We start from the raw sequence: 25,262 nt of genomic DNA on the forward strand, positions 1-25,262 counted from the left end.
TCGAGATGCTTGATTGGTCTGATGTAGACATCGCTGTCCGGGACGCAGTGCGCGAGTTCGTGGACAAGGAGATCCGCCCCCATCTCGACGAACTCGAGAGCGGCGACATGGAGCCGTACCCGATCGTGCGCAAGTTGTTCGCCACGTTCGGTATCGACACCATGGCCAAGGAGTCGCTGGACAAGCGGCTGGAGAAGCTGCGCAGCGGCGACACCAAGCCCTCAGGCGCCCGAGGCGGGATGTTCGGCGGCAGCGGATCGCCTGGCATGGGGTTCGTCCTGATCAGCGAACTGTGCCGGGTGTCGATGGGCCTGGTCACCGGTTTGGGCGTCAGCCTGGGCCTGACGGTCTCGACCATCCAGAGCCGCGGCACCCTGGCCCAGCAGGAACGCTGGCTGCCCGGCCTGGTGACCTACGAGAAGGTCGGTGCCTGGGCGATCACCGAACCCGATTCCGGCTCGGACGCCTTCGGCGGCATGAAGTCCTATGTCACCCGGGACGGCGACGACTACATCCTCAACGGCCAGAAGACCTTCATCACCAACGGCCCGGACGCCGACGTCGTGGTGGTCTACGCGAAGCTCGCTGAGAACACGGCGGGTGATTCCGCTTCAGATCCGCGCAACCGCAAGGTGCTGACCTTCGTCCTCGACCGCGGCATGGAAGGCTTCGTGCAGTCGAAGCCGTTCCGCAAGATGGGCATTCACTCATCGCGCACCGGCGAGCTGTTCTTCAACAACGTGCGTCTGGGCCGCGACCGCCTGCTGGGCGAGACCGAAGGGTCCGACGAAGGGGCCGACGAAGGCCGGGCCAGCGCCCGCTCCAACTTCTCGGCCGAACGTATCGGCGTGGCCGCGATGGCCCTCGGCGTGATCGAGGAATGCCTGCGGTTGAGCGTCGACTACGCCAAGACCCGCACCCTGTGGGGTCAGGAGATCAGCCAGTTCCAGCTGATCCAGCTCAAGCTGGCCAACATGGAAGTGGCCCGGATGAACGTGCGCAACATGCTCTTCCGCGTCATCGAGTCCGCCGAGAAGGGTGCGCCCATCTCGCTGGCCGAGGCCTCGGCCATCAAGTGGTACTGCTCGCAGGCCGCCACCGACGTGGCGATGGAGGCCGTGCAGCTGTTCGGCGGCAACGGTTACATGACCGAGTACCGGGTGGAGCAGTTGGCCCGCGATGCCAAGTCGCTGATGATCTATGCCGGCAGCAACGAAGTCCAGATCACCCACGTGGCACGGGGATTGCTCAGCTAGCGCTCCCCCTGGATCATGTCGCGACCCGGGTGCGCCTCATACCACCCGGCCATCGCGGCATCCCAGTCGGCGCCGTCGAGTGCGGTGAGCGAGGCCGGGAAGAGCCCGTCCTCTTCCTTGGCGATGTGCACGTAGAGTTCCTCGATCTCGTGGCGCACCCGTTGCCGATCGCCGGGATCGCTCAGGTCGACCACCTCGAGGAAGGCGGCCAGCTCTCGGTGTTCGGCCACCAACGGGTCGATGTGCTCGGCGTAGAGCTCGTCGCGGTGCATCACCGCGAACAGCCCGTTCTCCTCACCCTGCCAGTGGGAACGCAGTTCCTCGAACATCGCCGCCAGGCGCTGACCGGCCTCGTCGAGCTCGCCGCGGTCCATGGCGCGCACCGCTTCGCGGCCGTGGTCTACGGCCCGCTCATGCTCGGCGATGTAATCCCGCAGCAGAGGCATGTCCCGGCATCCGCAGTACTGGCACATGGCTCGACCTTAGACCGGCCGCGTGACTCCACGTGTGAAGCGCTGCGGCGGAAAACCGGGCCGAAAATCGCCACAGTGCTACGCAGGCGACAGGCTAGCCACCGCGGTGGGCGCGGGCGCTCTGATACAGGCAGATCGACGCCGCAGATGAGATGTTGAGGCTCTCGGACTGACCGGGCATCGGAATGTGCACCCGGTGGTCGGCCGCGGCAGCCAATTCGGTTGGCAGGCCGTGTGCTTCGGGGCCGAACAGCCAGGCGGTGGGCCCGGTCAAATCGACTTCGTCGAGGCTGACCTCGCCGTCGATCGTGGTTCCCAGCACTTGCAGGCCGGCGGCCTGCAAACGTGCCACAGTGGCGGCCTCGTCGGGCTCGCTGATCACCGGCAGCGAGAAGATGCTGCCCGCCGACGCTCGCAGGCACTTGCTGTTGTAGGGGTCGACGCTGTTGCCGGCCAGCACCACCGCATCGGCGCCCATCGCGTCGGCGGCGCGGATCAGCGTGCCGGCGTTGCCCGGTTCCGAGATCTGTACGGCCACCGCGACCAGCCGGGGCGCGGCGGACAGGACCTCATCGAGCAATACGTCCGGCAGGCGACAGACCGCCACCAAACCGACCGGAGTCACGGTGTCCGACAACGCTTTCGCCGCACGCTCGGTGACCAACTGCACCGGAGCGTCGGCCAGGATGCCGCCGAAGCGGTCCAGTGCGGCGTCGGTCGCGAACACCTCGGAAACAAGACCGCGCCGCAACGCGGCCTCGACGAGGTTGGGACCCTCGGCAAGGAAGCGTGCGGCGCGGCGGCGCCCGATGTGGCGCTGCAGTTTGACCGCAGCGGCCACCCGGGCAGAACGCTCGGTGAGCGTCAGGCGGCTTCTCCGGAAGGAGCGTTCACATCAGCCGGCAGGGCGGCCTTGGCGACCTCGACCAGCGCGGTGAACGCGGCGGCGTCGCTCACGGCGATCTCGGCCAGGTTCTTGCGGTCAACCTCGACGCCAGCGGCCTTGAGGCCCTGGATCAGACGGTTGTAGGTGATGTCGTTGGCGCGGGCCGCGGCGTTGATACGCGAGATCCACAGCTTGCGGAACTCACCCTTGCGGGCACGGCGGTCCCGGTAGGCGTAGGTCAGCGAATGCAGCTGCTGTTCCTTGGCCTTGCGGTACAGGCGGGACCGCTGGCCGCGGTAACCCTTCGAGGCCTTGAGTACGGTACGCCGCTTCTTCTGGGCGTTGAGTGCGCGCTTCACGCGTGCCATGGGATGTTCCTATTCTCGTTCGGTACGGGGAGCGGCAGATCTAGCCGTTGAGCAACTTGTTGACACGCTTGGTGTCGTTGGCTGCAACCACGGTGCGGCCGTCAAGCCGGCGGGTGCGCTTGCTGGGCTTGTGCTCCAGCAAGTGGCGACGGTTCGCCTTCTGCCGCACGATCTTTCCGGTACCGGTGCGGCGGAACCGCTTGGAGGCACCGCTGTGGGTCTTCGCCTTGGGCATGAATCCTCAGTTCTGTGTTGAAACTAGTTCTGCGTAACGTCTGGTTCTTCTGATGCGGCCTGCTGCCCGCCGGGGCGCTCGGCCTGCTCCGCCGCCTTGGCGCGAGTCTTCGCGCCGCGGTGCGGTGCCAGCACCATCGTCATGTTGCGGCCGTCCTGCTTGGCTGAGGTCTCGACGAAGCCGTACTCGGCCACGTCTGCGCCCAACCGCTGCAACAACCGGTACCCGAGTTCGGGCCGGGACTGCTCGCGTCCGCGGAACATGATGGTCACCTTGACCTTGGACCCGGCTTCGAGGAAGCGGACCACATGGCCCTTCTTCGTCTCGTAGTCGTGATCGTCGATCTTGGGACGCAGCTTCTGTTCCTTGACGACGGTCTGCTGCTGGTTCTTGCGAGACTCGCGCTCCTTGAGTGCCGTCTCGTACTTGAACTTGCCGTAATCCATGATCTTGCAGACCGGGGGTTTTGCGGCTGGTGCAACTTCGACGAGGTCGAGATCGGCATCCGCGGCGACGCGGAGAGCATCTTCGATGCGGACAATGCCTACCTGCTCGCCGTTCGGTCCGATCAGGCGGACTTCAGGTACGCGGATGCGCTCGTTGATGCGGGTCTCAGTGCTGATGGGGCCTCCTAGTTTGGTCTGCTGAGGAGACCCGCCCACCTGACAACTCTGCCCCGAGGAACAGAAAAGCCCTGCTCAAAGCAGGGCCCAATGCCGACCGATCACGGCTCACGCCGTCTGCACCTCCAATTCTGGAGCGCAGAACCGGTGCCCGAGGACACCGGCGACCGGACCGTTGTACCTTGTGGCCAACGGTGGGAGTGGGACTCCACTTGCTGTCCCTGACATGAGCCGGGACGGTCGCGCATGACAGTCTAGCAGGCATGACCGATCCGACCGAAACGCCCGACGATGCGACGCCGCAGGTCCCAGCCGATCTCGACGGCTCAGCCGTTCGAGAACTGGCCGACATCCCGGCGGTCGAAGTGATCACCCGGGCGGCGGTCATGTTGATGAGCGCCGCGGCCGAGAAGATCGGGCTGTCGTCCGAAGAACCCGACGATAGCCCGCACCGGGATCTTGACGAAGCCCGCCGGCTCATCACCGGGCTGGCCGGGCTCGTGACGGCATCGGCCGAATACCTGGGACCGCACGCGGGTCCGGTACGCGACGGGCTCAAGAGCCTGCAACTGGCCTTCCGGGAAGCCAGTGCGCACCCCGACGAGCCGGGCAAAGGTCCGGGCGAGAAGTACACCGGCCCGGTCTGGTAACCACCTGGGTGGTGTCTGTGCGCGGCTTCGGCCAAATTGACGGTTTGACCGCCTATTCTCCGGGCGTATGACCGTCATGAGCCGCGGCCGCGCCGGGGCCCAGCCCACGTCCAGGTATTCCTGGGTTCCCGCAGCAGCCGGCTGGACCGTCGGAGTCATCGCCACGCTGTCGCTGATCGCCAGCATTTCCGACACCGTGCGCTGGCTGATCCAGGTGCCGCGCGAGTTCGTCAACGACTACATCTTCAACTTTCCCGACACCAGCTTCTCGTGGGCGTTCGTACTGGCCCTGCTGGCCGCGGCGCTGGCCGCCCGTAAACGCATCGCCTGGTGGATCCTGGTGCTCTACATGGTGGGCGCCATCGGCTGGAACGTCGGCGATCTCGTCACCGGTGGCGACCCGCTGGCCGAGGACATCGGCGAGGTCATCGGCCTGGCGTTCCATGTGGTCTCGATCGTGTGTCTGGTTCTGGCCCGCAACCAGTTCTGGGCCAAGGTGCGCCGCGGCGCGCTGCTCAAATCCGCTGTCGTCCTGGTCGCGGGCATGGCGCTCGGCATCCTCGCCGCGTGGGCACTGCTCGAGCTGTTCCCCGGCACCCTGGACCCGGAATGGCGGCTGCTGTACGCCGTCAACCGGGTCAGCGGGTTCGCGACCGTGCCGACCGAGGTCTTCGAGGGCTATTCCCATCCGTTCCTCAACGCGATCTTCGGCTTGTTCGGCGCGTTGGCGCTGATGGTGGCCGCGATCGTGCTTTTCCAGTCGCAACGGGCATCGAATGCCCTGACCGGTGAGGACGAGTCGGCGATCCGCGGCCTGCTGGAGGTCTACGGCAAGAACGATTCACTGGGGTATTTCGCCACCCGGCGCGACAAGTCGGTGGTGTTCGCCCCGAATGGCCGGGCGGCGATCGCCTACCGCGTGGAGGTGGGTGTGTGCCTGGCCGGTGGCGACCCGGTCGGTGACCCCAAGGCCTGGCCGCAGGCGATCGCGGCCTGGCTGCAGTTGTGCCAGACCTACGGTTGGGCGCCGGGCGTGATGGGCGCCAGTTCGGCGGCGGCCGAGGCGTTTCGGGTCGCCGGGCTCAATGCGCTGCAACTCGGTGATGAGGCCATCCTGTATCCGGATCATTTCCGGCTGTCCGGGCCCGACATGCGTGCGGTACGCCAGGCGGTCACCCGGGCCCGGCGGGCCGGGACCTCGGTGCGCATGCGGCGCCACCGCGAGCTGGAACCGGCCGAGATGGCCGAGATGATCAAACGTGCCGACGCCTGGCGGGACACCGAGACCGAGAGAGGCTTCTCGATGGCGCTCGGCCGGCTCGGTGATCCGGCCGACGGGGACTGCCTGCTGGTCGAGGCGGTACAGCAGCGCCCGGGCAGTTCCGAACCTGAGGTGGTCGCGTTGCTGTCGTTGGTGCCGTGGGGCACCAACGGCGTCTCGCTCGACGTCATGCGCCGCTCCCCGCAATCCCCCAACGGCACCATCGAGCTGATGGTCAGCGAACTGTGCCTGCAGTCCGAAGGCATTGGGATCAGCCGCATCTCGCTGAACTTCGCGATGTTCCGGTCGGCGTTTCAACAGGGTTCACAGCTGGGCGCCGGCCCGGTGGCCCGGCTGTGGCGGGCCATGCTGGTGTTCTTCTCCCGATGGTGGCAGCTGGAGACGCTGTACCGATCGAACATGAAGTACCAGCCCGAGTGGGTGCCCCGGTACGCCTGCTACGAGGACGCCCGGCTGATCCCGCGGGTCGGAGTGGCCTCGGTGATCGCCGAGGGATTCCTGGTGCTGCCGTTCTCCCGGCGGAACAAGCAGCACACCGGTGAACACGTCGCGGCCCCGGCCGATCTGGTGGACTCGGGGCGGCTGCACCCCGACGGGAGTGCCCCGGACCTCAACGGGCTGCGGGACGACCTGGCCGACGACGATCCGCAACGGCTGCCCGAGCAGGTCCGGGTGCGGATGGCGAAGCTGCGCCAGTTGCAGGCCGACGGTGTGGACGCCTATCCCGTGGGTGACGCGCCCAGCCATACCGTCGCGGCCGCACTGGGATCCGCCGACGGTGACACGGTGAGCGTGGCCGGGCGGGTCCTGCGGGTCCGGGATTACGGCGGGGTGCTGTTCGCGCAACTACGCGATTGGTCGGGCGAAGTTCAGCTGTTGCTCGACAACGCCCGACTGACACAGGCCCGCGCCGCCGACTTCACCGCGACCATCGATCTCGGCGATCTGATCGAGGTCACCGGTTCGATGGGGCACAGCCGCAACGGCACCCAGTCCCTGCTGGTCGACAGTTGGCGGCTGATCGGCAAATGCCTGCGCCCGCTGCCGGACAAGTGGAAAGGCCTGACCGACCAGGAGGCCCGGGTACGGGCCCGCTACGTGGACCTGGCCGTCAACACCGAGGCGCGGGATCTGATCCGGGCCCGCAGCGGTGCCTTGCATGCGATCCGGGAAACGTTGTACGCCAAGGGTTTCCTGGAGGTGGAGACCCCGATTCTGCAACAGATCCACGGTGGCGCCAACGCCCGGCCGTTCCTGACCCACATCAACGCCTATGACCTGGACCTGTATCTGCGGATCGCTCCCGAGCTCTACCTCAAGCGGTTGTGTGTCGGCGGTGTGGAGCGGGTGTTCGAACTGGGCCGCGCATTCCGCAACGAAGGCGTGGACTTCAGCCACAACCCGGAGTTCACGCTGTTGGAGGCCTACCAGGCCCACGCCGACTACAACGTCTGGATCGACGGCTGCCGCGAGCTGATCCAGAATGCCGCCCAGGCCGCCAACGGAGCCCAGGTCTTCCAACGGCCGCGTGCCGACGGGACCCTCGAGCCGGTCGACATCTCAGGTCAGTGGGCCGTCAAGACCGTGCACGACGCGGTGTCGGAGGCCCTCGGCGAGCATGTCACGGTCGAGACGGACCTGGCCACGCTGCGCCGGCTGTGCGACGCCGCGCACATTCCCTACCTGACCCATTGGGATGCCGGGGCCGTGGTGCTGGAGATGTACGAGCACCTCGTCGAGGACCGCACCGAAGCCCCAACGTTCTACAAGGATTTCCCGACCTCTGTTTCGCCGCTGACCCGCCCGCACCGCAGCATTGCCGGGGTTGCCGAACGCTGGGATCTGGTGGCCTGGGGCGTCGAGCTGGGTACCGCATACAGCGAACTCACCGACCCGGTCGAACAGCGGCGCCGGCTACAGGAACAGTCGTTGCTGGCCGCCGGCGGCGACCCCGAGGCCATGGAACTGGACGAGGATTTCCTGCAGGCCATGGAGTACGCCATGCCGCCGACGGGCGGTCTCGGCATGGGAGTGGACCGTGTGGTCATGCTGATCACCGGTCGCAGCATCCGCGACACATTGCCGTTCCCCCTCGCCAAACCCCGTTAACAGGTGGCTCACAGCCGATCCCAAGATTGGGCGGCGACGATACTGACGTGACGTTCACCCACCACCTGTCCTTGATGCACGGCTGGGTGCCGACCAGCATCCAAGTCATCACCGCCGGGGTGCTGAGCGCCGCTGTCGGCTGGCGTACTCGTCGGTGGGCGCTCATCTGGTTGCCGCTGGCGGCCGCGGTGGGCGGCGTCCTGGTTGCCGGCACCCGCTGGTACATCGAGTCCGAGGGGCTGGCGGGCAACCCTGCGCCGCGGTCGCTGTGGGTGTGGATCGCGCTGACGGGCGTGGCGGTGGTGGTACTGCTGGCCGGGTGGCGCGGGAGCCGGTGGTGGCGACGCGGTACCGCGGTGATGGCGGTGCCGATGAGCCTGCTGTGCACGGCCCTGGCGCTGAACCTCTGGGTGGGCTACTTCCCCTGGGTGCAGACCGCCTGGAACCAACTGACGGCCGGCCCCCTGCCCGATCAGACCGATCAGGTCACGGTGGCCGCGATGCAACGTCAAGGCACGATTCCGGCGAAGGGCAGCGTGATCCCGGTCGAGATCCCCAACACCGCATCGGGTTTCCGGCACCGCGGTGAATACGTGTATCTTCCGCCGGCCTGGTTCGCCGCCAATCCCGCACCGCAGTTGCCGACGGTGATGATGATCGGCGGTGAGTTCAACACCCCCGCCGACTGGATGCGGGCCGGCAACGTGATCAAGACGATGGACGAGTTCGCCGCCGCCCACCACGGGTACGCGCCGGTGCTGGTGTTCGCCGACCCTGGCGGCACCTTCAACAACGACACAGAATGTGTCAACGGCAAGCGCGGAAACTCTGCCGACCATCTCACCAAAGACGTTGTGCCGTACCTGAACAACCACTACGGGGTCAATCCGGGCGCGGCCGGCTGGGGTATCGTCGGCTGGTCGATGGGCGGCACCTGCGCGGTGGACCTGGCCGTCATGCACCCCGAGTTGTTCAGTGCGTTCGTCGACATCGCAGGCGACATCGGTCCGAATTCGGGCACCAAGGCTCAGACCATCGACCGGCTGTTCGGCGGGAACGTCGCGGCCTGGGACACGTTCGACCCGAGCACAGCGATCAACCGGCACGGCCAGTACCAGCAGATGGCCGGTTGGTTCGACGTCAACGACGCATCCACGGCGGGCAGGCCCGCGGGCCGTGCCAACGATCAGGCCAAGGCGGCCAGCGCCCTGTGCGCGCTCGGCTCCAAGCACGGCATCGCGTGCGCGGTGGTGACTCAGCAGGGCACGCACGACTGGCCGTTCGCCAGCCACGCGTTCTCCGCTGCCCTGCCCTGGCTTGCCGGTGCCATCGGCACCCCTCAGGTGCCCGCGATCGGGCTGCCGCAGTCCTCGACCTCACCGGCGTTCATCCAGACCGCCGCCAAATAGGAGTCAGTAATCCGATTCGGCCGCGCGCAACTCGGCCAGGAAGGCATCGAAACCCGGCCGAGCCAGCCGGGAGCGTGCGAACGCCCGCACGCGCTCGCGGTCGGACGGCGATTCGTCGACGCCGGCAACCCCGACCCGGACCGATGTGTGCGACCAGTCCAGGTTCCAGGCCTGGGTTTCGCTGAGCCGCTGACCATCTGGGCCACGTAGCGCCAGTACGGCACGACCGGCGGCGTCGAGAACACCGGACCCGACGCAGCCGCTACCACGGAGCTGCACGCTGATGCCCGCCGCCGAGTCCGGGCCCGTGACCGCTACCTGCACTGTCGCGTCGGCCCGCTCACCAGCTGCGGTCACCGACCACTCGATGGTGTCCTCGGCGGCATCGAACACCCCGGGCGGCACCACCGACCAGACCACGGTCGCCAGCCCTCGCGCGATCACGCCCGTCCGTCCCGGCCCGTCGCCGGCTCCTGCCGCCAGCGCGTAGTCCTCGCGCGAATTGGCCGCCGTGACGGTGTCAGACCAATCCAGCCCGACGTCGCCGGCCAGCTCACGACATTTCCCGACCAGCTCGTCAATCCTCAGATCACCTTGTCCGGTCAGGAAATTCAGTGTGGACGTGTGTGGCTCGAGCAGTTCCACCACGTCTGAATCGAGGGTTTCGTCGGTGAAGAAGTCCTCGGCGGCCACCGTCAGCAGCGCGAGCTCGGCGTCGAGGACGGGACGTTCGAGTGCCGCGATACCGTCGCGATCGCTGGCGGGCCACCACCGCCGCAACCAGTGTCCGATTGCCAAACGCCGCAATGCGTCCACCGGGCCAGGCCGGATCTGCACGCCGGGCAGATTGAACGATTGCCCCGGCTCCCGGTGGCGCACCATATCCAGGACTGCGACGTGGCCGGACTCTCCGAGCACGCGCCACAGCCAATCCGCGCGCTCGGGGTCGGTGAACGTGATGGAAGGTGGTTCGCCGGCTCCTCCATCCACGGCCCACGACAGCACCGCACCGCTGACCTCGAGGACCGCGACCAGCGGCACAGCGTCGTCCAGCCTGCCGGTACTCCACAGGCTGGCGTCAGCGTCCAATCTCACTCTGCCACCTGCACTTCCAGCATCGCCTTGATCCGCTGCCGATGGTCGAGACTGACCGACCGGGCCACTCCTTCGAGCAGGGACCGAAGGTCGTCGACATCTGCGCAGGACTCCTGCCACACGTCGCGGCCGTGCAGACGCGCCCACAGCCGGCTCAGGTAGGGGCGGGCGAAGACGGCGAGTTCGTCGATGACCTGCCGCTGCCGCGGGTGGACCGCCGTACCGGCCGCCAGGTAGCGCCGAGCCCGCAGCACGTAGGCCTCCTTGGCCAGCCGGGCCTGAATACGGGCCGACAGCTGGTGCCGCGCCTGCGCCGAACCATCGAGCGGGCGCAGGTCGGTGGCCACCTCGATGCCGGCGAGAAGCGCGGCCTGCCTGTCCTCGGCGAGCAGACCCCACGGCGCGCACGCCCGGTCCACCTCCTCGGCGCACAGCAGCGGGAGATCGGGCAACTCGTCGCGGTCCAGGGCGCGGCGCAAGGTCGCCCGCACCCGGTCCACCACGCTGCGGTCCAGCGGGCGGTCCCCCGCCCCCGGCTCGATGATCGGCGGAAGCCGTTGCGGCAAGGATGAACTCAGTCCGATGTCGACGATCGACCACGGTAGTTCTGCCTCGGCACAGCGGGCCCCGGCACCCAGGTTGTAGGGCGTGGCATCGGCCACCAACGCCGACCAGACTCGCTGTCGAGCCGCCTCACCGCGATGACTGTCGGCCGGGCCGAGCACGGTGGCGAGCCCGGCAAAGAACGGACCGGTGATGGCGTCGGAGGCGACGACGTCGTCCCAGCTGCGTTCGAGCTGGCGATGCAACCGGTCGACGACCTGTGGCTCGGCCACGTAGGTGTTGAGCGCCTCGATCGCCGTACGATCCCGGCCCTCGTGCAGCTCGGCCAGCACCTCGGTCGCCACCTGCGCACGGTCGGAGGCCGGGGCGCCCCGGGTCACCGCCAGTTCGAAACAAGCCGGGAAGTACAGCTCCTGGGCATTGCCGGTGGTGATACGCAGCCGCCGGCGCTGCTGTTTGAGCTCGGCGAACCAAGCCGCGGCGGCACGCAGATGTGGCCCGCTGCGCACCATCTGCTCGTGCAGTTCGGCCGCCACCTCGGGAGCCAGGACGGGCGCCGAGAAGTGGGTGTTGCTGCGCAGCCTGAGCACCAGGGGATCAATGATGCGTTTGACGGTCCGCCGCAGTGGGCCGCCGTCGGCGCCGCTGAACACCTCGACGCCCGGGCCGAGTGCACGCCAGGCCCGATCGATCACGGCGCGGCGCGGCTGTGCCGAATGCGGCGCCGAATTCGCGCCCGGCGTGGGGCCGGCCTGCGCCCCAGCTGTATCGGACCCGATGCTCACCGGCACCAGGATAAAGCCGAAGTTGGGTTCGGTAGCACTCCCCCGGCCGGACCCTTGGCATCATGACCGACGCCGCACTCCTCACCGTCCTGTGCCTGCTGGGCACCGGCGCCGCACTCGCCGCGGCGCGTCGCGCGCGGTGTGCCCGCCCGAACGACGAGGCCGACGAGCGGCTGGTCACGCTGCGCGAGCTGGTGGCCGAGTTCGATCACATGCTGGTCCGCAAGGGATTGCTGACCGGAGCGCAGGTTGCGCTGATCCGTACCGGAACCCGCTCGCGTGGGATCGTCACCGGGGTGCGGGCCACCGGGGCGATCCGCGAGGACTACCGCGAGGTCGAACTCGATCTGATGGTCAGCCGGTATGGCGGAGGTCAGTTCCCGGTGTGCCAGCGCGCGATGATCCCTGCCACGGCACTGGCGAAAGTGTCACCGGGCAATGTGATCGACACCTATTACCGGCCGGGTGACGAGAGCACCGTCGCGGTGTGTGTGGCCCCGGGCTGATTCAGCGGGCGCCATCGACGGTGAACGTGGCCATCGCGGCCCAGTACAGCGGGCTGGCCGTGGTGTCACCGTCGCGCCAGCGGCGCATCGTGGCGCGCTGCCAGCGATTCACCGCCAGGCCCGCCTCGTCTTCCCGGTGGGCGAGATCGACCCCGACGATGGTGTCGGCCATGGGATCGGCGGCGGGGGCACCGCCGAACTGCCGGAAGCCCGCGGTCGTCGGTAGTGACCACAAGGTCGCGGTGACCAGTTGCGCACCACCGAGAATCATCGCGGCCACCAGACCGGCGGCCTCGTCGAACCGGTAGTCACCGCCGGACGCGCAGGCCAGCAGCGCCACCCGCGGTGGGATCGGAAGCTGCGCCGCGATCATCTCCCCCGCGGTCAGCGGTCGTTCCTCGGCGAGGTGCAGTGCAGCCCGGTCGGCGTACCCGGCATCACCGTCGGCGGCGCTGGCATGCCCGACGTAAACGAGGCGGCTCGGGCCCTGCGCACACGCGTCGGCCAGCCAGCGCCGGTCGGTTTCGGTGCGCCGGAACAGTTCGACGGGCTCGGTGACGGTGGGAAGCACAGCGCCTTCGGCGACCAGACCACCGAAGTGACGCGACAGCGTCGTCTCCGCCGAAGGTCGGCCCAGCACTGAACCCAGGGCCGAATCGGGCCGCTGTCCCGGGATACGTGGATCGAGCAGCAACACCGAAGGCCGATCGGCCCGGTCCTGCCATGAACTGTGGCGGCGTGGCGCGTGAACGATGTTGGGCGGCACCGCCATCAACACGTCGGCCAGCTCCATCAACCGGAACCCGTCTCGGCCCTGCATGGCCAGTTGTCCCCACGGGACCCGGCCCAGGCGGGGGCTCGGCGTGATGAACAGCACCGGTCGCGGTGCCGCCACGCAGTCGGCCAGCAGCTGCCAGCCGTCGATTCCGATCAGATGTGAACCCAGCAGTCGGGCAAGCTCCAGCTCGGCCTTCGTGGAGGCGAATCCTCCTGTTGTCATGGCCCTTTCGATCGCCTGCGCAGGCGACTCGGTGCCGACGGGGTCCGGCAGCGACGGAGCGAGCGCGGACGCGATCGCGTCCAGGTGCGGTTCCTCCAGCACCCAGGTGACCGAACGCTCCGGCGCACCGACCACCCGCAGGCTCGCGTAGGTGGCGATGCCGACGTCGGCGAATCGCATTACCAGGGTCTCGGTCACGGCCAGGTCGTCCATTCCCCGCCGGGCGCAGTGACGTCGCGGCCGTACCGCTGAAGTGCCATTTCGCGATAACGGCTCATGATCGGTCCGGCGGTTGGGTCCATCCGCAGCGGCGGCAGCGGTCCGAGCCGGGTCAGCCCGCCGTGACCCTCCACCGGCCCGGCCGCAGCGGCGACGGCCAGTTGTGGCGCGAGTTCCGCTTCGATCGGCATCGCGGCTGTGGCCGTCTCCGCCCAGTCGGCGGCCGCCAAGGAGCCGGGGTCATCGATGGGATCAGTGCTGAAAGTTCCTCGTGCACTGTGATATTCGACGAGTTCGCAGAGCAACTCAGTGTTGTCCGATTCCCACGCCACCGCAAACGCACCCGCCAACAGCGGCGCGGAAACCGTAGCCGCCCACCGGGCCCGGGCTCCGGCGTCGGGGATCGTGTAGCGCACCGAATCCACGGCCAGAGCTGCGGGCACCTTCAGATCCACCGCCCGTTGCATCTTCACCATGCCACGGCGGTATTTGCGGCTCCCCGGTCGGCAGTTGTACCAACCGGTCCCGGCCGCATGTCGCGCCTCGACCTGCTCCCAGCTCTGGCCCGGTTTGCCCAGGCCGTCGAAGCCCATCCCCGCAAGTGCGTCAGCGCGCCAGATGTTGCCGAGGTGGGCATCCAGGCGGGCGTACTGCAGCCAACTGTGCCGCGGCGAGGCATCCAGCAGCGCCCTGGCCTCTTCCACCATCGCGATCGCCTCGTCGAACATGCCGCGAAAGAGAGCTATCCAACTGCGCTGCAAAAGGATCCGGTGAACATGCAGGGGTCGCTCTATCTCACGCCAATGCCGCTCGGCGTGCGCCCAGCATTCATCGGCCTCGCGCAGTCTGCCGAGCCCCAACCGAATCAAACCGAAATACAGCCAGCTTCGCGAGACGTCGTGGGCCCGGGCATGCTCGGCGATCACCGGATAGGCTTCGGTCACCAAATCCTGGGTCTCGGCGTACTGCGCGCCCGACCAGGATGCCGCGGCGCGCTCCAGTTGGGCGCGGGCAGTGGCAAGTTTCCAGCCCCGCGCCTCGGCGCGGGCACCGGCCCGGCGGAGCCACGGTTCGGCCTCGTCGAGGCGGCCGGACTCGACGCAGAACCGGCCGTAGCCGAGCGCCCCGGTGACGAACAGGTGATCGGTCTCGGCGTCAGCGCCGGGCCCCGTATTCTGCAGGTCGTCGAGCGCCTCGGCCCACACCGGTACCGATGCGGCGTACAGATCGTCGTCGCACAGGGCGGTCGCGATCAGAATTCTGGTGCGGCAGATCAGGTTACGATGTTCGGCGGCCAGATCGTCGAATTCGCCCGAGGTTTCGATCAGGGCCTTCAGATGCGCTGCGGCGCCGTCATGATCGCCACGGGCGGCGGCCAACCCGGCTTCGAGGAACTCCACTCGCCTGGTGTAGCGACAGATCATGTGATCGATCTCGGCGTCGGGCATCGTGGTCTCCGCGGCGAGGTCGGGCCGCTGTCCCGAGCGGATCGCAGCATAGATCGCCAGGGTGTCACGCGTCCGGGAAATGCTCTCCACCACACCGTCGTACGCGGTGCGAACCAGGAAGATCTCCCCGAGCTGGGCGAACACCTCAAACGCATAGTCGTCGCGGTCGGCCTGCTCGATCCGCGGTAGCAACGAGACCAGCAGATCATGGGCGGCCTCTTCGTCGGCGGCCAGCGCCAGGTGACGAGCGCGGTCGAGATCGCCGGCGATGGTCACCTTCGCACCATATAAAAGGGGCGGGCGTGCCCGGCAATGGGTCTGCCAGGCACGCCCGCCATGTCGGGAGATCAGCTGCAGGACACCGTGATGGTGAACGGCTTGTTGATCATCCCGGCCATCGGGTTCTTCATGTCGGCGCCCGATGCTTCACCGGTGATGGTGTAGGTGTCCCCGTCGACCTTGACCTCGGCCGAACCGACCTTGACGCCCATCGCTTCGCTGACCGCCAGAGCGCTGCCGTCGTAGACCAGGCCGAGGGACTCGACCTTCGGGGTGGCCTCGTCGGTCATCACCACGCCGAGGCCCTGCTGGCCTCCGATCGCGGCGCTGCCGACGTTGATCTTGCCGCCCTGCTTGACGCAGGTGACCGAGTTCAGGTCCAGCCCGGCCAGATCGGATCCGTCGACTTTGACCTGGGCGTTGGTGCCCGAGCTGACCTTGGCATCGGCGGTATCGGCCGCCGACGCGGCGGGCTTGTCCGCCGGCTTGTCTGCGGAGGTGTCGTTCGAGCAGCCCACCACCACCGCGCCGGTTGCGAGCAGTCCCATGGCACCCGCGATAACTCGATTGATGGTCATTGCGTCTTCCCTTCGTTCCGCGTTGCCCCGATGGCTCCGTCGTGCCCCAAGTCAAGGCGGACCCAACCGCTACCGATCCCAAGAAATGTCGGTTCCCGCAGGTAACGTGGGCCTGGTGACGAAGGACCCAGAGCAGCCGGATCAACCCGAGGAAGCCCAGGAGCCCGCTGCCGTGGAGGGCGAGATCGTCCCCCCGGCTTCGGCCACCGGCTCGCCCGGGCCGGTCGAAACGCCTGACGCCGGCTACACCGCGGCCGGGGTGCCGACATTCGACGCGGTCCGGGAGAAGATCGAGACCCGGTACGGCACCGCGCTCGGGGCGTCCGAACTGGCCGCCGAGACACCCGAGGGTCGATCCATCGAGGAGGAGTACGAGAAGCGCCAGCAGGCGGCTGCCGAGCGCTTGCAGCAGATCCGGGAGTCCATGCACAAGGACGACACCTGATCCATGCGCTCTTTCACCGTGGCCGAGCGTCGCGCTCGGCTGGCCCGTCGTCACTTCCTGAGCCAACCGGCGACCTCTGTCGCCGACGCCACGGGCGCCGTGGTGGGCCTGCACGCCACTGATCCCTCGACTCCCTACTTGTCCCTGTGGGCGCGCCTGCCGGGCTTCACCGTCGACGATCTGGACAGCGAGCTGTACGCGCGGCGCACCCTGCTCAAACACCTCGCGATGCGTCGCACGCTGTGGATCGTGCGCGCGCAAGACCTTCCGCTGGTGCAGGCCGGGGCAAGTGACCGGGTGGCCGGCGCCGAGCAGCGCAAACTCATCGGCGATGTGGAGAAAGCCGGTGTGGCCGGGGACGGAGCCCAGTGGCTGGCGACCGCATGCCGGGCGGTGCTGGCGCACCTGCGCGAGCACGGACCAACGCCTGCGGCGCAGCTGCGCACCGCGCTGCCCGAACTCGCCGGCAGTTACGACCCGGCGCCCGGAAAGACCTGGGGCGGTCAGACTCCGCTGGCCCCAAGGGTTTTGACAGTGCTCGGGGTGCGCGGCGAGATCATCCGCGGCCCCAACGACAGCGGCTGGACCAACTCACGACCGCGGTGGACGGTCACCTCCGACTGGCTGGGGGCGCCGGTGCCGACGGCCGAACCGGACCATGCCCGCGCCGAGCTGGTGCGCACCTGGTTGCGCACGTTCGGCCCGGCCACGGTCACCGACATCAAATGGTGGTTCGGCAACACCTTGACCTGGGCACGTCAGGCATTGCGCGACATCGGTGCGGTCGAGGTCGATCTGCACGGCACGGCCGGCTACGCGCTGGCCGACGATCTTGAAATCGAGCCGGAACCTGAACCATGGGCGGCGCTCCTGCCCGGCCTGGACGTCACCACGATGGGGTGGTTCGACCGCGACTGGTATCTCGGCGACCATCGTCCCCAGGTGTTCGACACCAACGGCAACGGCGGGCCGACGGCCTGGTGGAACGGCCGAATCGTGGGCGGCTGGGGTCAGGACGCCGACGGCCGCGTCCAGCTGCATCTGCTCGAAGAGATCGGTCGCCACGGCACCCGCGCGCTGCAGCAGCGCGCGGACGCCCTCACCGGCTGGCTGGCCGGCGGCCGCGCCAACCCGAGGTTCCCCTCGCCGCTGTCCAAGCGCTGAGCCTAGGCGCTGACCTTGCGCCGCTTGGGTTTCGGTGCAGGCGCCTCCACCAGCTCGGCCAGGAACTGCCCGGTATAGCTGTCCGGGTTGGCCGCCACATCCTCGGGCGTGCCCTGTGCGACAACGGTGCCGCCGCCGGCTCCCCCTTCGGGACCCATGTCCACGATCCAGTCCGAGGTCTTGATCACGTCGAGGTTGTGTTCGATGACGATCACCGTATTGCCCTTGTCGACAAGGCCGTTGATCACCTTGAGCAGCTTGCGGATGTCCTCGAAGTGCAGACCGGTGGTGGGCTCGTCGAGGATATAGACGGTGCGCCCGGTGGATCGCTTCTGCAGCTCGGCGGCCAGCTTCACGCGCTGGGCCTCGCCGCCGGACAGAGTCGGTGCCGGCTGACCGAGGCGCACGTAGCCCAGGCCGACATCCACCAGGGTCTTGAGGTACCGGTGGATCGAGCTGATCGGCTCGAAGAACTCGGCGGCCTCCTCGATGGACATATCCAGCACCTCGGCGATGGTCTTGCCCTTGTAGTGCACCTCAAGGGTTTCCCGGTTGTACCGGGCGCCTTGGCACACCTCACAGGGCACATACACGTCGGGCAGGAAGTTCATCTCGATCTTGATGGTGCCGTCACCCGAGCAGGCCTCACACCGACCGCCCTTGACGTTGAAGGAGAACCGGCCGGGCTGATAGCCCCGGACCTTGGCCTCGGTGGTGGCGGCGAACAACGACCGGATCTTGTCGAACACCCCGGTGTAGGTGGCCGGGTTCGACCGCGGCGTGCGGCCGATGGGTGACTGGTCGACGCGCACCAGCTTGTCCAGCTGGTCGAGCCCGTTGACCCGAGTGTGCCTGCCTGGCACCTGACGGGCGCCGTTGAGCTTGTTGGCCATCACCGAGGCCAGGATGTCGTTGACCAGAGTCGATTTGCCCGAGCCGGACACACCGGTGACCGAGGTGAGCACGCCGAGCGGGAAGGCGACGTCGATCTCCTTGAGATTGTTCTCCCGTGCGCCGACCACGGTGACCTGACGGCGCTTGTCGGTGGGCCGCCGGATGGCCGGGACCTCGATACTCTCCTTGCCGGAAAGGTAAGCGCCGGTGATGGATTCGGGGTTGGTCAGCAGATCCTGGTACGTGCCGCTGTGCACGATGCGGCCGCCGTGCTCACCGGCGGCCGGGCCGATGTCGACGACCCAGTCGGCGTGAGCGATGGTGTCCAGGTCGTGTTCGACGACGATCAGCGTGTTGCCCAGGTCGCGCAGGCGCACCAGGGTGTCGATCAGCCTGCGGTTGTCGCGCTGGTGCAGACCGATGGACGGCTCGTCGAGCACGTAGAGCACGCCGACCAGCCCGGAGCCGATCTGGGTGGCCAGCCGGATGCGTTGCGCCTCGCCGCCGGACAGGGTGGCGGCCGCCCGGGACAGCGACAGATAGTCGAGCCCGACATCGAGCAGGAACCCCAACCGCGACTGGATCTCCTTGAGCACCTGCCCGGCGATCGCCTGCTCGCGCATCCCCAGGGTCAGCGCATTCAAGAACTCCGCGCAGTCGGCAATCGACAGCTCGGCGACCTCGGCGATGGACTTCGCGCCGAACTCCCCCGCGGACATCGTCACCGCGAGAATCTCGGGCTTGAGCCGCGTGCCGTTGCATTCGGGGCACGGGATGTCGCGCATGAAACCCTCGTAGCGTTCTTTCATCTGCTCCGAGTCGGTCTGCTCCATGCGGCGCTGCAGGAACGCCATCACGCCTTCGAAATCGGCGTAGTAGGAGCGGGTGCGGCCGTAACGGTTCTTGTACCGGACGTGGACCTGGTGATCAGAGCCTTCCAGGATCGCCTTGCGCGCCTTGGCGGGCAGCTTCTTCCAGGGGGTATCGATGTCGAACCCGAGCGCATCGCCCAGCCCGGACAACATCCGGGTGAAGTACTCGGCGCTCTGCCCCACGGCCCACGGCGCGATCGCCCCGCCGGCCAGGGTCAGTTCCGGGTCCGGCACCACCAGTTCGGGGTCGACCTCTTTGCGGATGCCCAGACCGGTGCACTCCGGACAGGCGCCATACGGCGAGTTGAACGAGAACGACCGGGGTTCAAGATCATCCACGGCCAGCGGGTGGCCGTTGGGGCAGGCCAGCTTCTCGGAGAAGCGTTGCTCGCGGTGCGGATGGTCGTCCTCACGGTCCACGAACTCCAGCACCACGATGCCGTCGGCCAGGTTCAGCGCGGTCTCGATCGAGTCGGTGAGCCGCTGCTTGGAACTGGCCTTGACCGTCAGCCGGTCGACCACCACCTCGATGTCGTGTTTTTCCTGCTTCTTGAGCTTGGGCGGATCGGTCAGCGGATGCACCACGCCGTCCACCCGCACCCGGCTGTACCCCTGGGTGTTGAGCTTCTCGAACAAGTCGACGAACTCACCCTTACGGGTGCGGACCACCGGGGCCAGCACCTGGAAACGCAGCCCCTCGTCCATGGCCAGCACCTGGTCCACGATCTGCTGCGGAGTCTGCCGGGCGATGCGCTCACCACACACCGGGCAGTGCGGGGTGCCTGCGCGGGCGTACAGCAGACGCAGATAGTCGTAGACCTCGGTGATGGTGCCGACGGTTGACCTCGGGTTGCGGTTGGTCGATTTCTGGTCGATCGACACCGCGGGCGACAGGCCCTCGATGAAGTCGACATCGGGTTTGTCCATCTGCCCCAGGAATTGGCGCGCGTATGCCGACAGCGACTCGACATAGCGGCGCTGTCCCTCGGCGAAGATGGTGTCGAAGGCCAGCGAGGATTTGCCGGACCCGGACAGGCCGGTGAACACAATCAGCGCATCACGGGGTAGATCGAGGTCGACTCCTCGCAGATTGTGCTCGCGCGCACCCTTCACGATCAGGCGGTCAGCCACGCGTTTCCTTTCCGACGACAGACTTCACGCCCATGCTATGTGCGGCCACCGACAAGCCCGCTACGGTGGCGCTATGACCAGCCCCAACATCGCGGTTACCGACACCTACACCGGGCACCAGGAGCCGGGCACAGCCGCCCGCCGAACCCTGCCCAACGCCTCGGTCATCAAGATCTCGGTCGGCCCCATGGACAACAACGCCTACCTGGTGACCTGCAATTCCACCGGTGAAACGTTGCTCATCGACGCCGCCAACGACGCCGAAGTCCTCCTCGACGTCATCAGACAGCAGACACCCAAACTGTCGCTGATCGTCACCAGTCACCAGCATTTCGACCACTGGCAGGCACTGAAAACTGTGGCGGAGGCCACCGGTGCACCGACGGCCGCGCACGCCCTGGACGCCGAACCTTTGCCGGTCACCCCGGACCAGATCCTGGCCGACGGCGACACCGTACGAGTCGGGGACCTCACCTTCGACGTGATCCACCTGCAAGGGCACACCGAGGGTTCGGTCGCGCTCGCGCTCAAAGCAGACGACGGGGTGACCCACCTGTTCACCGGCGACTGCCTGTTTCCCGGCGGCGTCGGCAAAACCTGGCAGCCGGGTGACTTCGAGCGGCTATTGGGCGACGTGAGCGCCAAGGTGTTCGACGTCTACGACGACCGCACCGTGGTGTACCCCGGGCACGGGGACGACACCACGCTCGGCGCCGAACGTCCCCACCTCGGAGAGTGGCGCGAGCGCGGTTGGTAGTCGGTCAGCCCCTCGGGCTCAGCTGGTGTGGACGATGAGCACGTCGGTCTTGGACCGGCGTGCCACGTTCGCGGGCACCGAGCCCAGCAGCCGGCCGGCAATCGTGCTCAGGCCCACGTTGCCGACCACCAGCAGATCCGCCTTGACGTCCTCGGCCAGTTCCACGAGTGCATCGACCGGGGCGCCCACGACCGGCCGCTCCTCGATGTCGGTCGCACCGGCGGCCTTCGCCCGGTCGGTCGCCTCGCGCAGGATGGCGTAGATCGGCGCATTGCCGGCCATCTTGTAGCCCTCGTCCTTGAGCACATCGGCGGCGCGCTGGTCTTCGCTCTGGGAGAAATACGCGGTTGCCACGATCAGCTTGGCATTCGAGCCGGCGGCAATCTGACCGGCGCGGTCGACCGCACGCAACGACGAATCAGATCCGTCCGTGCCGACCACCACGGTTCGATACGCGCTCATCAATACCCTCCCACTGTCAGTTGCAACGCCACCCGAGACAGTAACCCGTCGTCGCTGGCCAGGGGCGCAAATCACCACACCCACACGGACAACCGACAACTGGACCCGATACTGGCGTCCCGAAACGGCGATTCGGCACTGATGTTAACTCTCGGTACCGCAAATTCGGTGCCGAGCGTGACGTAGTCGACGTCCACCGAATCAGGGTTGCCGTCAGGACGATTCGCCACCGGTAGTGATCCAGCTCATCTACCTGCCACGGTCGGCAATCGCCCTGTCGGAGAGAGCGAGTCGAGCGCTCCAGGCTAACCTTTGCCTCGGTTGAGGGGGGGGTGACACGGTCGCTGACGTGGATCTATCGCTGAATGACCGTGCCGATGGCACGGACCGCCGGGTCGATCGAGAAACCCGATTCGACGCCTTGGCGGTGGCCGCATTCGCCATGGTGCTGTGTGCCTTGGGGGCGGCCCGGCCGTCGCTGTGGTTCGACGAGGCGGCCACCATATCGGCGGCGACCCGCACGGTTCCTCAGCTGTGGGACCTGATCGGTCATATCGACGCCGTACACGGGCTTTACTACCTCGGCATGCACGGCTGGTTCGCTGTGTTACCGGCAACCGAGTTCTGGTCCCGCTTCTCCAGCTGCCTGGCAGTCGGTGGCGCCGCCGGTGGAGTCGCGATACTCGGCCGACAGTTCGGCAACCGGACGCTATCGGTCTGTGCCGCAATTATTTTCGCCATGCTACCCAGGATCACCTGGGCCGGCATCGAAGCCCGTTCCTATGCGTGGTCGACGCTGGCGGCGGTGTGGCTGACGGTTCTGCTCGTGGTGGCGATCCGGCGCGGCCGCGCCGCGCAGTGGGCCGCATACGGTGCGCTGCTGATGTTTTCGACGGTACTGAACGTCTTCGTGGTACTGATGGTGGTTCCGCACGCCGTTGCCGTTGCGCTGCTCAGCGACCGCCGGAGTACTCGAACCAGATGGGCCGCAGCCACCGCGGCTGCCGTGTTGATCGTGGTTCCCTTCGTCTTGTGGTGTCGTTCGCAGAGCTTTCAGGTCGGCTGGATCTCGCCGCCGGGTCTGCACACGGTCGTGGAAATCCTGCTGGAGCAGTACTTCGACCACAGCGTGGCCTTCGCGGTACTGGCAGGCGCGGCACTGAGTGCTCCGTTGCTGGTTCGCCGGTTACGGCCCACCGATGACAGCACCCGGCGCCTCGTGGCCATAGCCGGGGTATGGGTTCTGGGCCCCACCGCAGTGCTGGTGGTGTATTCAGCTGTCGCCCAACCGCTTTACTACCCGCGCTACCTCTGTTTCACCACGCCGGCGATGGCGCTGCTGCTCGCCGTGTGTGTGGTGGCCCTGGCCCGGAGCCGGGAACGGATCACCGCGGCCCTGGCGGTGCTCGCCCTGGCCGCGACACCGAACTACATCACGGGGCAGCGCGGCCCGTACGCCAAAGAGGGCATGGACTTCAGCCAGGTCGCAGACGTCATCACGGCGCACTCGTCCCCCGGTGACTGCATCGTCCTCGACAACACCACGTCGTGGAAGCCGGGCCCGATCCGCCCCATCACCGCGGCCCGTCCCGCCGCGTACGCGCACCTCATCGACCCCGGCCGGGGCAGGCCGGCCTGGCAGCGGAATCGGTTGTGGGATGCACACCTGGGGATCTGGGGTGTTGCCGACGAGATACGGAAGTGCACCGTGTTGTGGACCGTCTCCGAACGCGACGCCAAGGTGCCCAGCCGGCAGAGCGGTTCAGGGCTTCCGCCAGGGCCGCGACTCGACCGTGCGCCGGCTTACCAGGTGCCCGAGAGCATGGGCTTCCGTATCGTCGAACGCTGGCAGTTCAACTTCGCCCAGGTGGTGAAGTCGACTCGGTGAATCAGTCGCGCCGCGCCCGGCCGAAGTACATCTCCTGAGTCGTCGAGCACACAAGCTGTCCGGCCCGGTTGTAGACGGTGGCGTTGGTCAGTCCGCGACCGTTGATGCCGCTGGGTGAAACCTGGTCGGACAACACCCAATCCGTCAGATCCGCAGGCCGGTGAAACCAGACCGCGAGGTCGATCAACGCGGAGAACACAGTCACCTGGGTGGCTCGCCGCATCGACACCGTGGAGTCCAGCGACGAGGTTCCGGCAAAGTACGTCAGCAGAGCGCTGTTGACGACGGGATCGTCGGTGACAGGTTCGGCAGGGCGCCACCACATCCGGGTACGCGCCGGCGGTTCGGGCAGATCGATCGCCAGCCGTGGCGGCGGATCGATGTAACGCCGCTCGATCCACTGCGGGCGCACCCAGTACCCGTGGGCCTCGTCGGCGAACGCCTGCAGCTGTTCCTCGACCGGCGGCAGCGTTTCGGGGTCAGGCACCTCGGGGCGGGGTTGCTGATAATCCGCGGCCTCCATCGCGACGCTGAATGAGACGAGGGCTTCCAGCAACACTTCACCGCCCTGGCGCCCGATCACCCGGCGGGTGGACAGCGATCCGCCGTCGCGCAGGTTGGTCACCTCCATCTGCACCGGATACCGGGCGTCACCGGCCCGCAGCAGGTAGACGTGCAGGCTGTGCGGCAGCCGGCCCGGAACGGTGCGGCTGGCGGCCATCAGGGCCTGCGCGGCGATATGGCCACCCACGATGTGATGGCTGGCGTTGTCCCGCTGTTCGGCGACGAACGTGCCGTCACCCGACTCCGTCAGCTCGAGCGTGGACAGGACTTCGGCGAGGGGCAACATGGGCACCGCAGCATTATCCGTGGCCCCCGCCCGCAACCGGGCGGGGGCTCACCTCCGAGCGAGTGACGGGACTCGAACCCGTGTAAACGGCTTTGCAGGCCGGTGCCTAACCACTCAGCCACACCCGCATCGACTGGCTACTGTGCCCGCCGCGCAGGTGCCCGCCAATGGTTTCGATCGCGATGATCGCTAACCCTCGTCGTCCCCCACCGGCCTGCCGACCGCTGCCCCACCCTGGGGCCAGCCGGCCGGCGAGTCCTCCCACGGCTCCTGACGTCCGTAGGGGGTGAGATCGAGGAACGGGTACCCGACCGCGGAGTGGTCGAGCCCGCGCGCGAAGGTCGAGTAGGTGTGGAAAACCTCGTCACCGCGGCGCAGGAAGACGCTTGCCCCTGGCCAGTCTCCCCGTAGATCGTCGTCGCTGAACCCGTCGGCACGCAGTTCATCGGCGGACTTGTAGTTGTATTCGATCGGCGCGCGGGCCGGGTCGAGCGTCACGTGATAGTCGTAGGTGAAGTCGCTGTCGCGCGACGAGTACCACGGGAACGTCCAACCGTGCTCGTCCCGGTACGCGGCGATGCTGGCGTACGGCGCCCGGGACACGCAGGCGAACGTGACGTCCTTGCAGTGCAACAACTCTCGGTCCTGCGCGGTGAAAGTCAAGTCGGCTGCGGCGGTGCAGCTGGGGCAACCCCGATCGATCGCGTCGATCCACATGAAGTGATGGATGTAGAGCTGGCTACGACCCTCGAACAGGTCGACGAGTCGCACTTGACCATCAGGCCCTTCGAACGCGTAGTCCTTCTCCACTCTCACCATGGGTAGCCGCCGTCGTTGGGCGTTGACCTCGTCGCGCAGGTGCGTCACCTCACGTTCGGCGGCCAGCAGTTTCTTGCGCGCCTCCAGCCACTCGTCCCGATCGACGACATCTGGGTAGGCATTCAGTGTCAGGGGCATCGAATCACTCCTCGTAGTGGTCTTATACGGGTGAGACTCACGCCGTCGGCGAAACTCATCGTGCGCATAGGCGACCG

General features: G+C 67.4%; 23 protein-coding genes and 1 tRNA gene. 9 read left to right on the plus strand and 15 right to left on the minus strand.

What is annotated here, in order from left to right; translation table 11 throughout:
* Window positions 1-5 precede the first annotated feature (5 nt).
* Complete coding sequence (locus E0T84_RS25355; RefSeq protein ID WP_138745859.1) at window positions 6-1,256, plus strand: acyl-CoA dehydrogenase family protein; 1,251 nt, start codon at window positions 6-8, stop codon at window positions 1,254-1,256.
* Here the strand turns inward: E0T84_RS25355 and E0T84_RS25360 are convergent.
* From E0T84_RS25360 to infC, 5 genes are all read right to left on the minus strand, one after another.
* Window positions 1,253-1,702: a hemerythrin domain-containing protein gene (locus E0T84_RS25360; RefSeq protein WP_138745860.1), complete on the minus strand. Its 450-nt coding sequence runs from the start codon at window positions 1,700-1,702 to the stop codon at window positions 1,253-1,255. The two genes, E0T84_RS25355 and E0T84_RS25360, sit on opposite strands and share 4 nt — an antisense overlap.
* A 121-nt stretch (window positions 1,703-1,823) precedes the next feature.
* Window positions 1,824-2,570, minus strand: coding sequence for an RNA methyltransferase (locus E0T84_RS25365; protein WP_138745861.1), 747 nt, complete (start codon window positions 2,568-2,570; stop codon window positions 1,824-1,826).
* A 23-nt stretch (window positions 2,571-2,593) separates the two neighbouring features.
* Window positions 2,594-2,983 (minus strand): 50S ribosomal protein L20, encoded by a 390-nt coding sequence (rplT, locus tag E0T84_RS25370; protein WP_070187169.1) that lies wholly within the window; start codon window positions 2,981-2,983, stop codon window positions 2,594-2,596.
* Between the two features lie 40 nt (window positions 2,984-3,023).
* Complete coding sequence (gene rpmI, locus E0T84_RS25375; protein WP_070187168.1) at window positions 3,024-3,218, minus strand: 50S ribosomal protein L35; 195 nt, start codon at window positions 3,216-3,218, stop codon at window positions 3,024-3,026.
* Window positions 3,219-3,241: 23 nt separating this feature from the next.
* Window positions 3,242-3,841, minus strand: coding sequence for a translation initiation factor IF-3 (gene infC / locus E0T84_RS25380; protein WP_171055167.1), 600 nt, complete (start codon window positions 3,839-3,841; stop codon window positions 3,242-3,244).
* Between the two features lie 263 nt (window positions 3,842-4,104).
* Between infC and E0T84_RS25385 the strand changes: the two genes are divergently transcribed.
* The 3 genes from E0T84_RS25385 (at window position 4,105) to E0T84_RS25395 (ending at window position 9,291) form a co-directional block, all read left to right on the plus strand.
* A complete protein-coding gene (locus E0T84_RS25385) occupies window positions 4,105-4,491 on the plus strand; it encodes a DUF1844 domain-containing protein (protein ID WP_138745863.1) in 387 nt (128 codons plus the stop codon).
* 67 nt (window positions 4,492-4,558) lie between these two features.
* A complete protein-coding gene (gene lysX / locus E0T84_RS25390; RefSeq protein ID WP_171055165.1) occupies window positions 4,559-7,882 on the plus strand; it encodes a bifunctional lysylphosphatidylglycerol synthetase/lysine--tRNA ligase LysX in 3,324 nt (1,107 codons plus the stop codon).
* A gap of 74 nt (window positions 7,883-7,956) precedes the next feature.
* Window positions 7,957-9,291 carry an alpha/beta hydrolase family protein gene (locus E0T84_RS25395; protein ID WP_171055168.1) on the plus strand — a complete coding sequence of 445 codons (1,335 nt, stop codon included), beginning with the start codon at window positions 7,957-7,959 and terminating at the stop codon, window positions 9,289-9,291.
* A gap of 3 nt (window positions 9,292-9,294) precedes the next feature.
* Here E0T84_RS25395 and E0T84_RS25400 read toward each other — a convergent pair whose 3' ends face one another.
* Both E0T84_RS25400 and E0T84_RS25405 read right to left on the minus strand, forming a co-directional pair.
* Window positions 9,295-10,386 carry a hypothetical protein gene (locus E0T84_RS25400; RefSeq protein ID WP_138745865.1) on the minus strand — a complete coding sequence of 364 codons (1,092 nt, stop codon included), beginning with the start codon at window positions 10,384-10,386 and terminating at the stop codon, window positions 9,295-9,297.
* Complete coding sequence (locus E0T84_RS25405) at window positions 10,383-11,645, minus strand: hypothetical protein (protein ID WP_138745880.1); 1,263 nt, start codon at window positions 11,643-11,645, stop codon at window positions 10,383-10,385. The genes E0T84_RS25400 and E0T84_RS25405 overlap by 4 nt, the downstream gene beginning before the upstream one ends.
* A 152-nt stretch (window positions 11,646-11,797) precedes the next feature.
* On the opposite strand from E0T84_RS25405, the gene E0T84_RS25410 reads away from it, so the two are divergent.
* Window positions 11,798-12,241: a hypothetical protein gene (locus tag E0T84_RS25410; protein WP_070187163.1), complete on the plus strand. Its 444-nt coding sequence runs from the start codon at window positions 11,798-11,800 to the stop codon at window positions 12,239-12,241.
* A 1-nt stretch (window position 12,242) separates the two neighbouring features.
* On the opposite strand, the gene E0T84_RS25415 is transcribed toward E0T84_RS25410, so the two are convergent.
* The 3 genes from E0T84_RS25415 to E0T84_RS25425 form a co-directional block, all read right to left on the minus strand.
* The gene (locus E0T84_RS25415) at window positions 12,243-13,454 is read right to left on the minus strand and encodes a CHAT domain-containing protein (RefSeq protein ID WP_138745866.1); all 1,212 of its coding nucleotides are present in this window, start codon (window positions 13,452-13,454) and stop codon (window positions 12,243-12,245) included.
* Window positions 13,436-15,184, minus strand: a complete 1,749-nt coding sequence (locus tag E0T84_RS25420; protein ID WP_070187161.1) for a tetratricopeptide repeat protein — start codon at window positions 15,182-15,184, stop codon at window positions 13,436-13,438. The genes E0T84_RS25415 and E0T84_RS25420 overlap by 19 nt, the downstream gene beginning before the upstream one ends.
* Before the next feature lie 71 nt (window positions 15,185-15,255).
* Window positions 15,256-15,759: a lipoprotein LpqH gene (locus tag E0T84_RS25425; protein WP_171055169.1), complete on the minus strand. Its 504-nt coding sequence runs from the start codon at window positions 15,757-15,759 to the stop codon at window positions 15,256-15,258.
* Window positions 15,760-15,850: 91 nt separating this feature from the next.
* Here E0T84_RS25425 and E0T84_RS25430 point away from each other — a divergent pair, with 91 nt between their 5' ends.
* Together E0T84_RS25430 and E0T84_RS25435 are read left to right on the plus strand one after the other, a co-directional pair.
* Window positions 15,851-16,210 (plus strand): hypothetical protein, encoded by a 360-nt coding sequence (locus tag E0T84_RS25430; RefSeq protein ID WP_138745867.1) that lies wholly within the window; start codon window positions 15,851-15,853, stop codon window positions 16,208-16,210.
* Window positions 16,211-16,213: 3 nt separating this feature from the next.
* Window positions 16,214-17,374 carry a winged helix DNA-binding domain-containing protein gene (locus E0T84_RS25435; RefSeq protein WP_138745868.1) on the plus strand — a complete coding sequence of 387 codons (1,161 nt, stop codon included), beginning with the start codon at window positions 16,214-16,216 and terminating at the stop codon, window positions 17,372-17,374.
* A gap of 2 nt (window positions 17,375-17,376) precedes the next feature.
* Here E0T84_RS25435 and uvrA read toward each other — a convergent pair whose 3' ends face one another.
* Window positions 17,377-20,271, minus strand: a complete 2,895-nt coding sequence (gene uvrA / locus E0T84_RS25440; RefSeq protein ID WP_070187159.1) for an excinuclease ABC subunit UvrA — start codon at window positions 20,269-20,271, stop codon at window positions 17,377-17,379.
* 73 nt (window positions 20,272-20,344) lie between these two features.
* Here uvrA and E0T84_RS25445 point away from each other — a divergent pair, with 73 nt between their 5' ends.
* The gene (locus E0T84_RS25445; protein WP_110765052.1) at window positions 20,345-21,028 is read left to right on the plus strand and encodes an MBL fold metallo-hydrolase; all 684 of its coding nucleotides are present in this window, start codon (window positions 20,345-20,347) and stop codon (window positions 21,026-21,028) included.
* Between the two features lie 18 nt (window positions 21,029-21,046).
* Here E0T84_RS25445 and E0T84_RS25450 read toward each other — a convergent pair whose 3' ends face one another.
* A complete protein-coding gene (locus tag E0T84_RS25450; protein WP_138745869.1) occupies window positions 21,047-21,490 on the minus strand; it encodes a universal stress protein in 444 nt (147 codons plus the stop codon).
* 349 nt (window positions 21,491-21,839) lie between these two features.
* On the opposite strand from E0T84_RS25450, the gene E0T84_RS25455 reads away from it, so the two are divergent.
* Complete coding sequence (locus E0T84_RS25455; RefSeq protein WP_138745870.1) at window positions 21,840-23,378, plus strand: glycosyltransferase family 39 protein; 1,539 nt, start codon at window positions 21,840-21,842, stop codon at window positions 23,376-23,378.
* A 1-nt stretch (window position 23,379) separates the two neighbouring features.
* Here E0T84_RS25455 and E0T84_RS25460 read toward each other — a convergent pair whose 3' ends face one another.
* From E0T84_RS25460 to E0T84_RS25470, 3 genes are all read right to left on the minus strand, one after another.
* Window positions 23,380-24,228 carry an acyl-CoA thioesterase II gene (locus tag E0T84_RS25460; RefSeq protein WP_138745882.1) on the minus strand — a complete coding sequence of 283 codons (849 nt, stop codon included), beginning with the start codon at window positions 24,226-24,228 and terminating at the stop codon, window positions 23,380-23,382.
* A gap of 57 nt (window positions 24,229-24,285) precedes the next feature.
* A tRNA-Cys gene (locus E0T84_RS25465) sits at window positions 24,286-24,356 on the minus strand.
* Window positions 24,357-24,417: 61 nt separating this feature from the next.
* Window positions 24,418-25,185 carry a DUF899 domain-containing protein gene (locus E0T84_RS25470; protein ID WP_138745871.1) on the minus strand — a complete coding sequence of 256 codons (768 nt, stop codon included), beginning with the start codon at window positions 25,183-25,185 and terminating at the stop codon, window positions 24,418-24,420.
* Window positions 25,186-25,262 lie beyond the last annotated feature (77 nt).

This window comes from Mycobacterium sp. DBP42 (genome assembly GCF_005924235.1).
Classification (GTDB): Bacteria; Actinomycetota; Actinomycetes; order Mycobacteriales; family Mycobacteriaceae; genus Mycobacterium; species Mycobacterium syngnathidarum.

Excerpts from the sequence above, each read along its gene's own strand:
- E0T84_RS25470 (WP_138745871.1), bottom strand. The coding sequence starts at position 25,185 with ATGCCCCTGACACTGAATGCCTACCCAGATGTCGTCGATCGGGACGAG.
- E0T84_RS25355 (WP_138745859.1), top strand. The coding sequence starts at position 6 with ATGCTTGATTGGTCTGATGTAGACATCGCTGTCCGGGACGCAGTGCGC.
- E0T84_RS25395 (WP_171055168.1), top strand. The coding sequence starts at position 7,957 with ATGCACGGCTGGGTGCCGACCAGCATCCAAGTCATCACCGCCGGGGTG.
- E0T84_RS25410 (WP_070187163.1), top strand. The coding sequence starts at position 11,798 with ATGACCGACGCCGCACTCCTCACCGTCCTGTGCCTGCTGGGCACCGGC.
- rpmI (WP_070187168.1), bottom strand. The coding sequence starts at position 3,218 with ATGCCCAAGGCGAAGACCCACAGCGGTGCCTCCAAGCGGTTCCGCCGC.
- E0T84_RS25435 (WP_138745868.1), top strand. The coding sequence starts at position 16,214 with ATGCGCTCTTTCACCGTGGCCGAGCGTCGCGCTCGGCTGGCCCGTCGT.
- E0T84_RS25385 (WP_138745863.1), top strand. The coding sequence starts at position 4,105 with ATGACCGATCCGACCGAAACGCCCGACGATGCGACGCCGCAGGTCCCA.
- E0T84_RS25450 (WP_138745869.1), bottom strand. The coding sequence starts at position 21,490 with ATGAGCGCGTATCGAACCGTGGTGGTCGGCACGGACGGATCTGATTCG.
- lysX (WP_171055165.1), top strand. The coding sequence starts at position 4,559 with ATGACCGTCATGAGCCGCGGCCGCGCCGGGGCCCAGCCCACGTCCAGG.
- rplT (WP_070187169.1), bottom strand. The coding sequence starts at position 2,983 with ATGGCACGCGTGAAGCGCGCACTCAACGCCCAGAAGAAGCGGCGTACC.
- E0T84_RS25360 (WP_138745860.1), bottom strand. The coding sequence starts at position 1,702 with ATGCCTCTGCTGCGGGATTACATCGCCGAGCATGAGCGGGCCGTAGAC.
- E0T84_RS25430 (WP_138745867.1), top strand. The coding sequence starts at position 15,851 with ATGTCGGTTCCCGCAGGTAACGTGGGCCTGGTGACGAAGGACCCAGAG.
- E0T84_RS25415 (WP_138745866.1), bottom strand. The coding sequence starts at position 13,454 with ATGGACGACCTGGCCGTGACCGAGACCCTGGTAATGCGATTCGCCGAC.
- E0T84_RS25460 (WP_138745882.1), bottom strand. The coding sequence starts at position 24,228 with ATGTTGCCCCTCGCCGAAGTCCTGTCCACGCTCGAGCTGACGGAGTCG.
- E0T84_RS25445 (WP_110765052.1), top strand. The coding sequence starts at position 20,345 with ATGACCAGCCCCAACATCGCGGTTACCGACACCTACACCGGGCACCAG.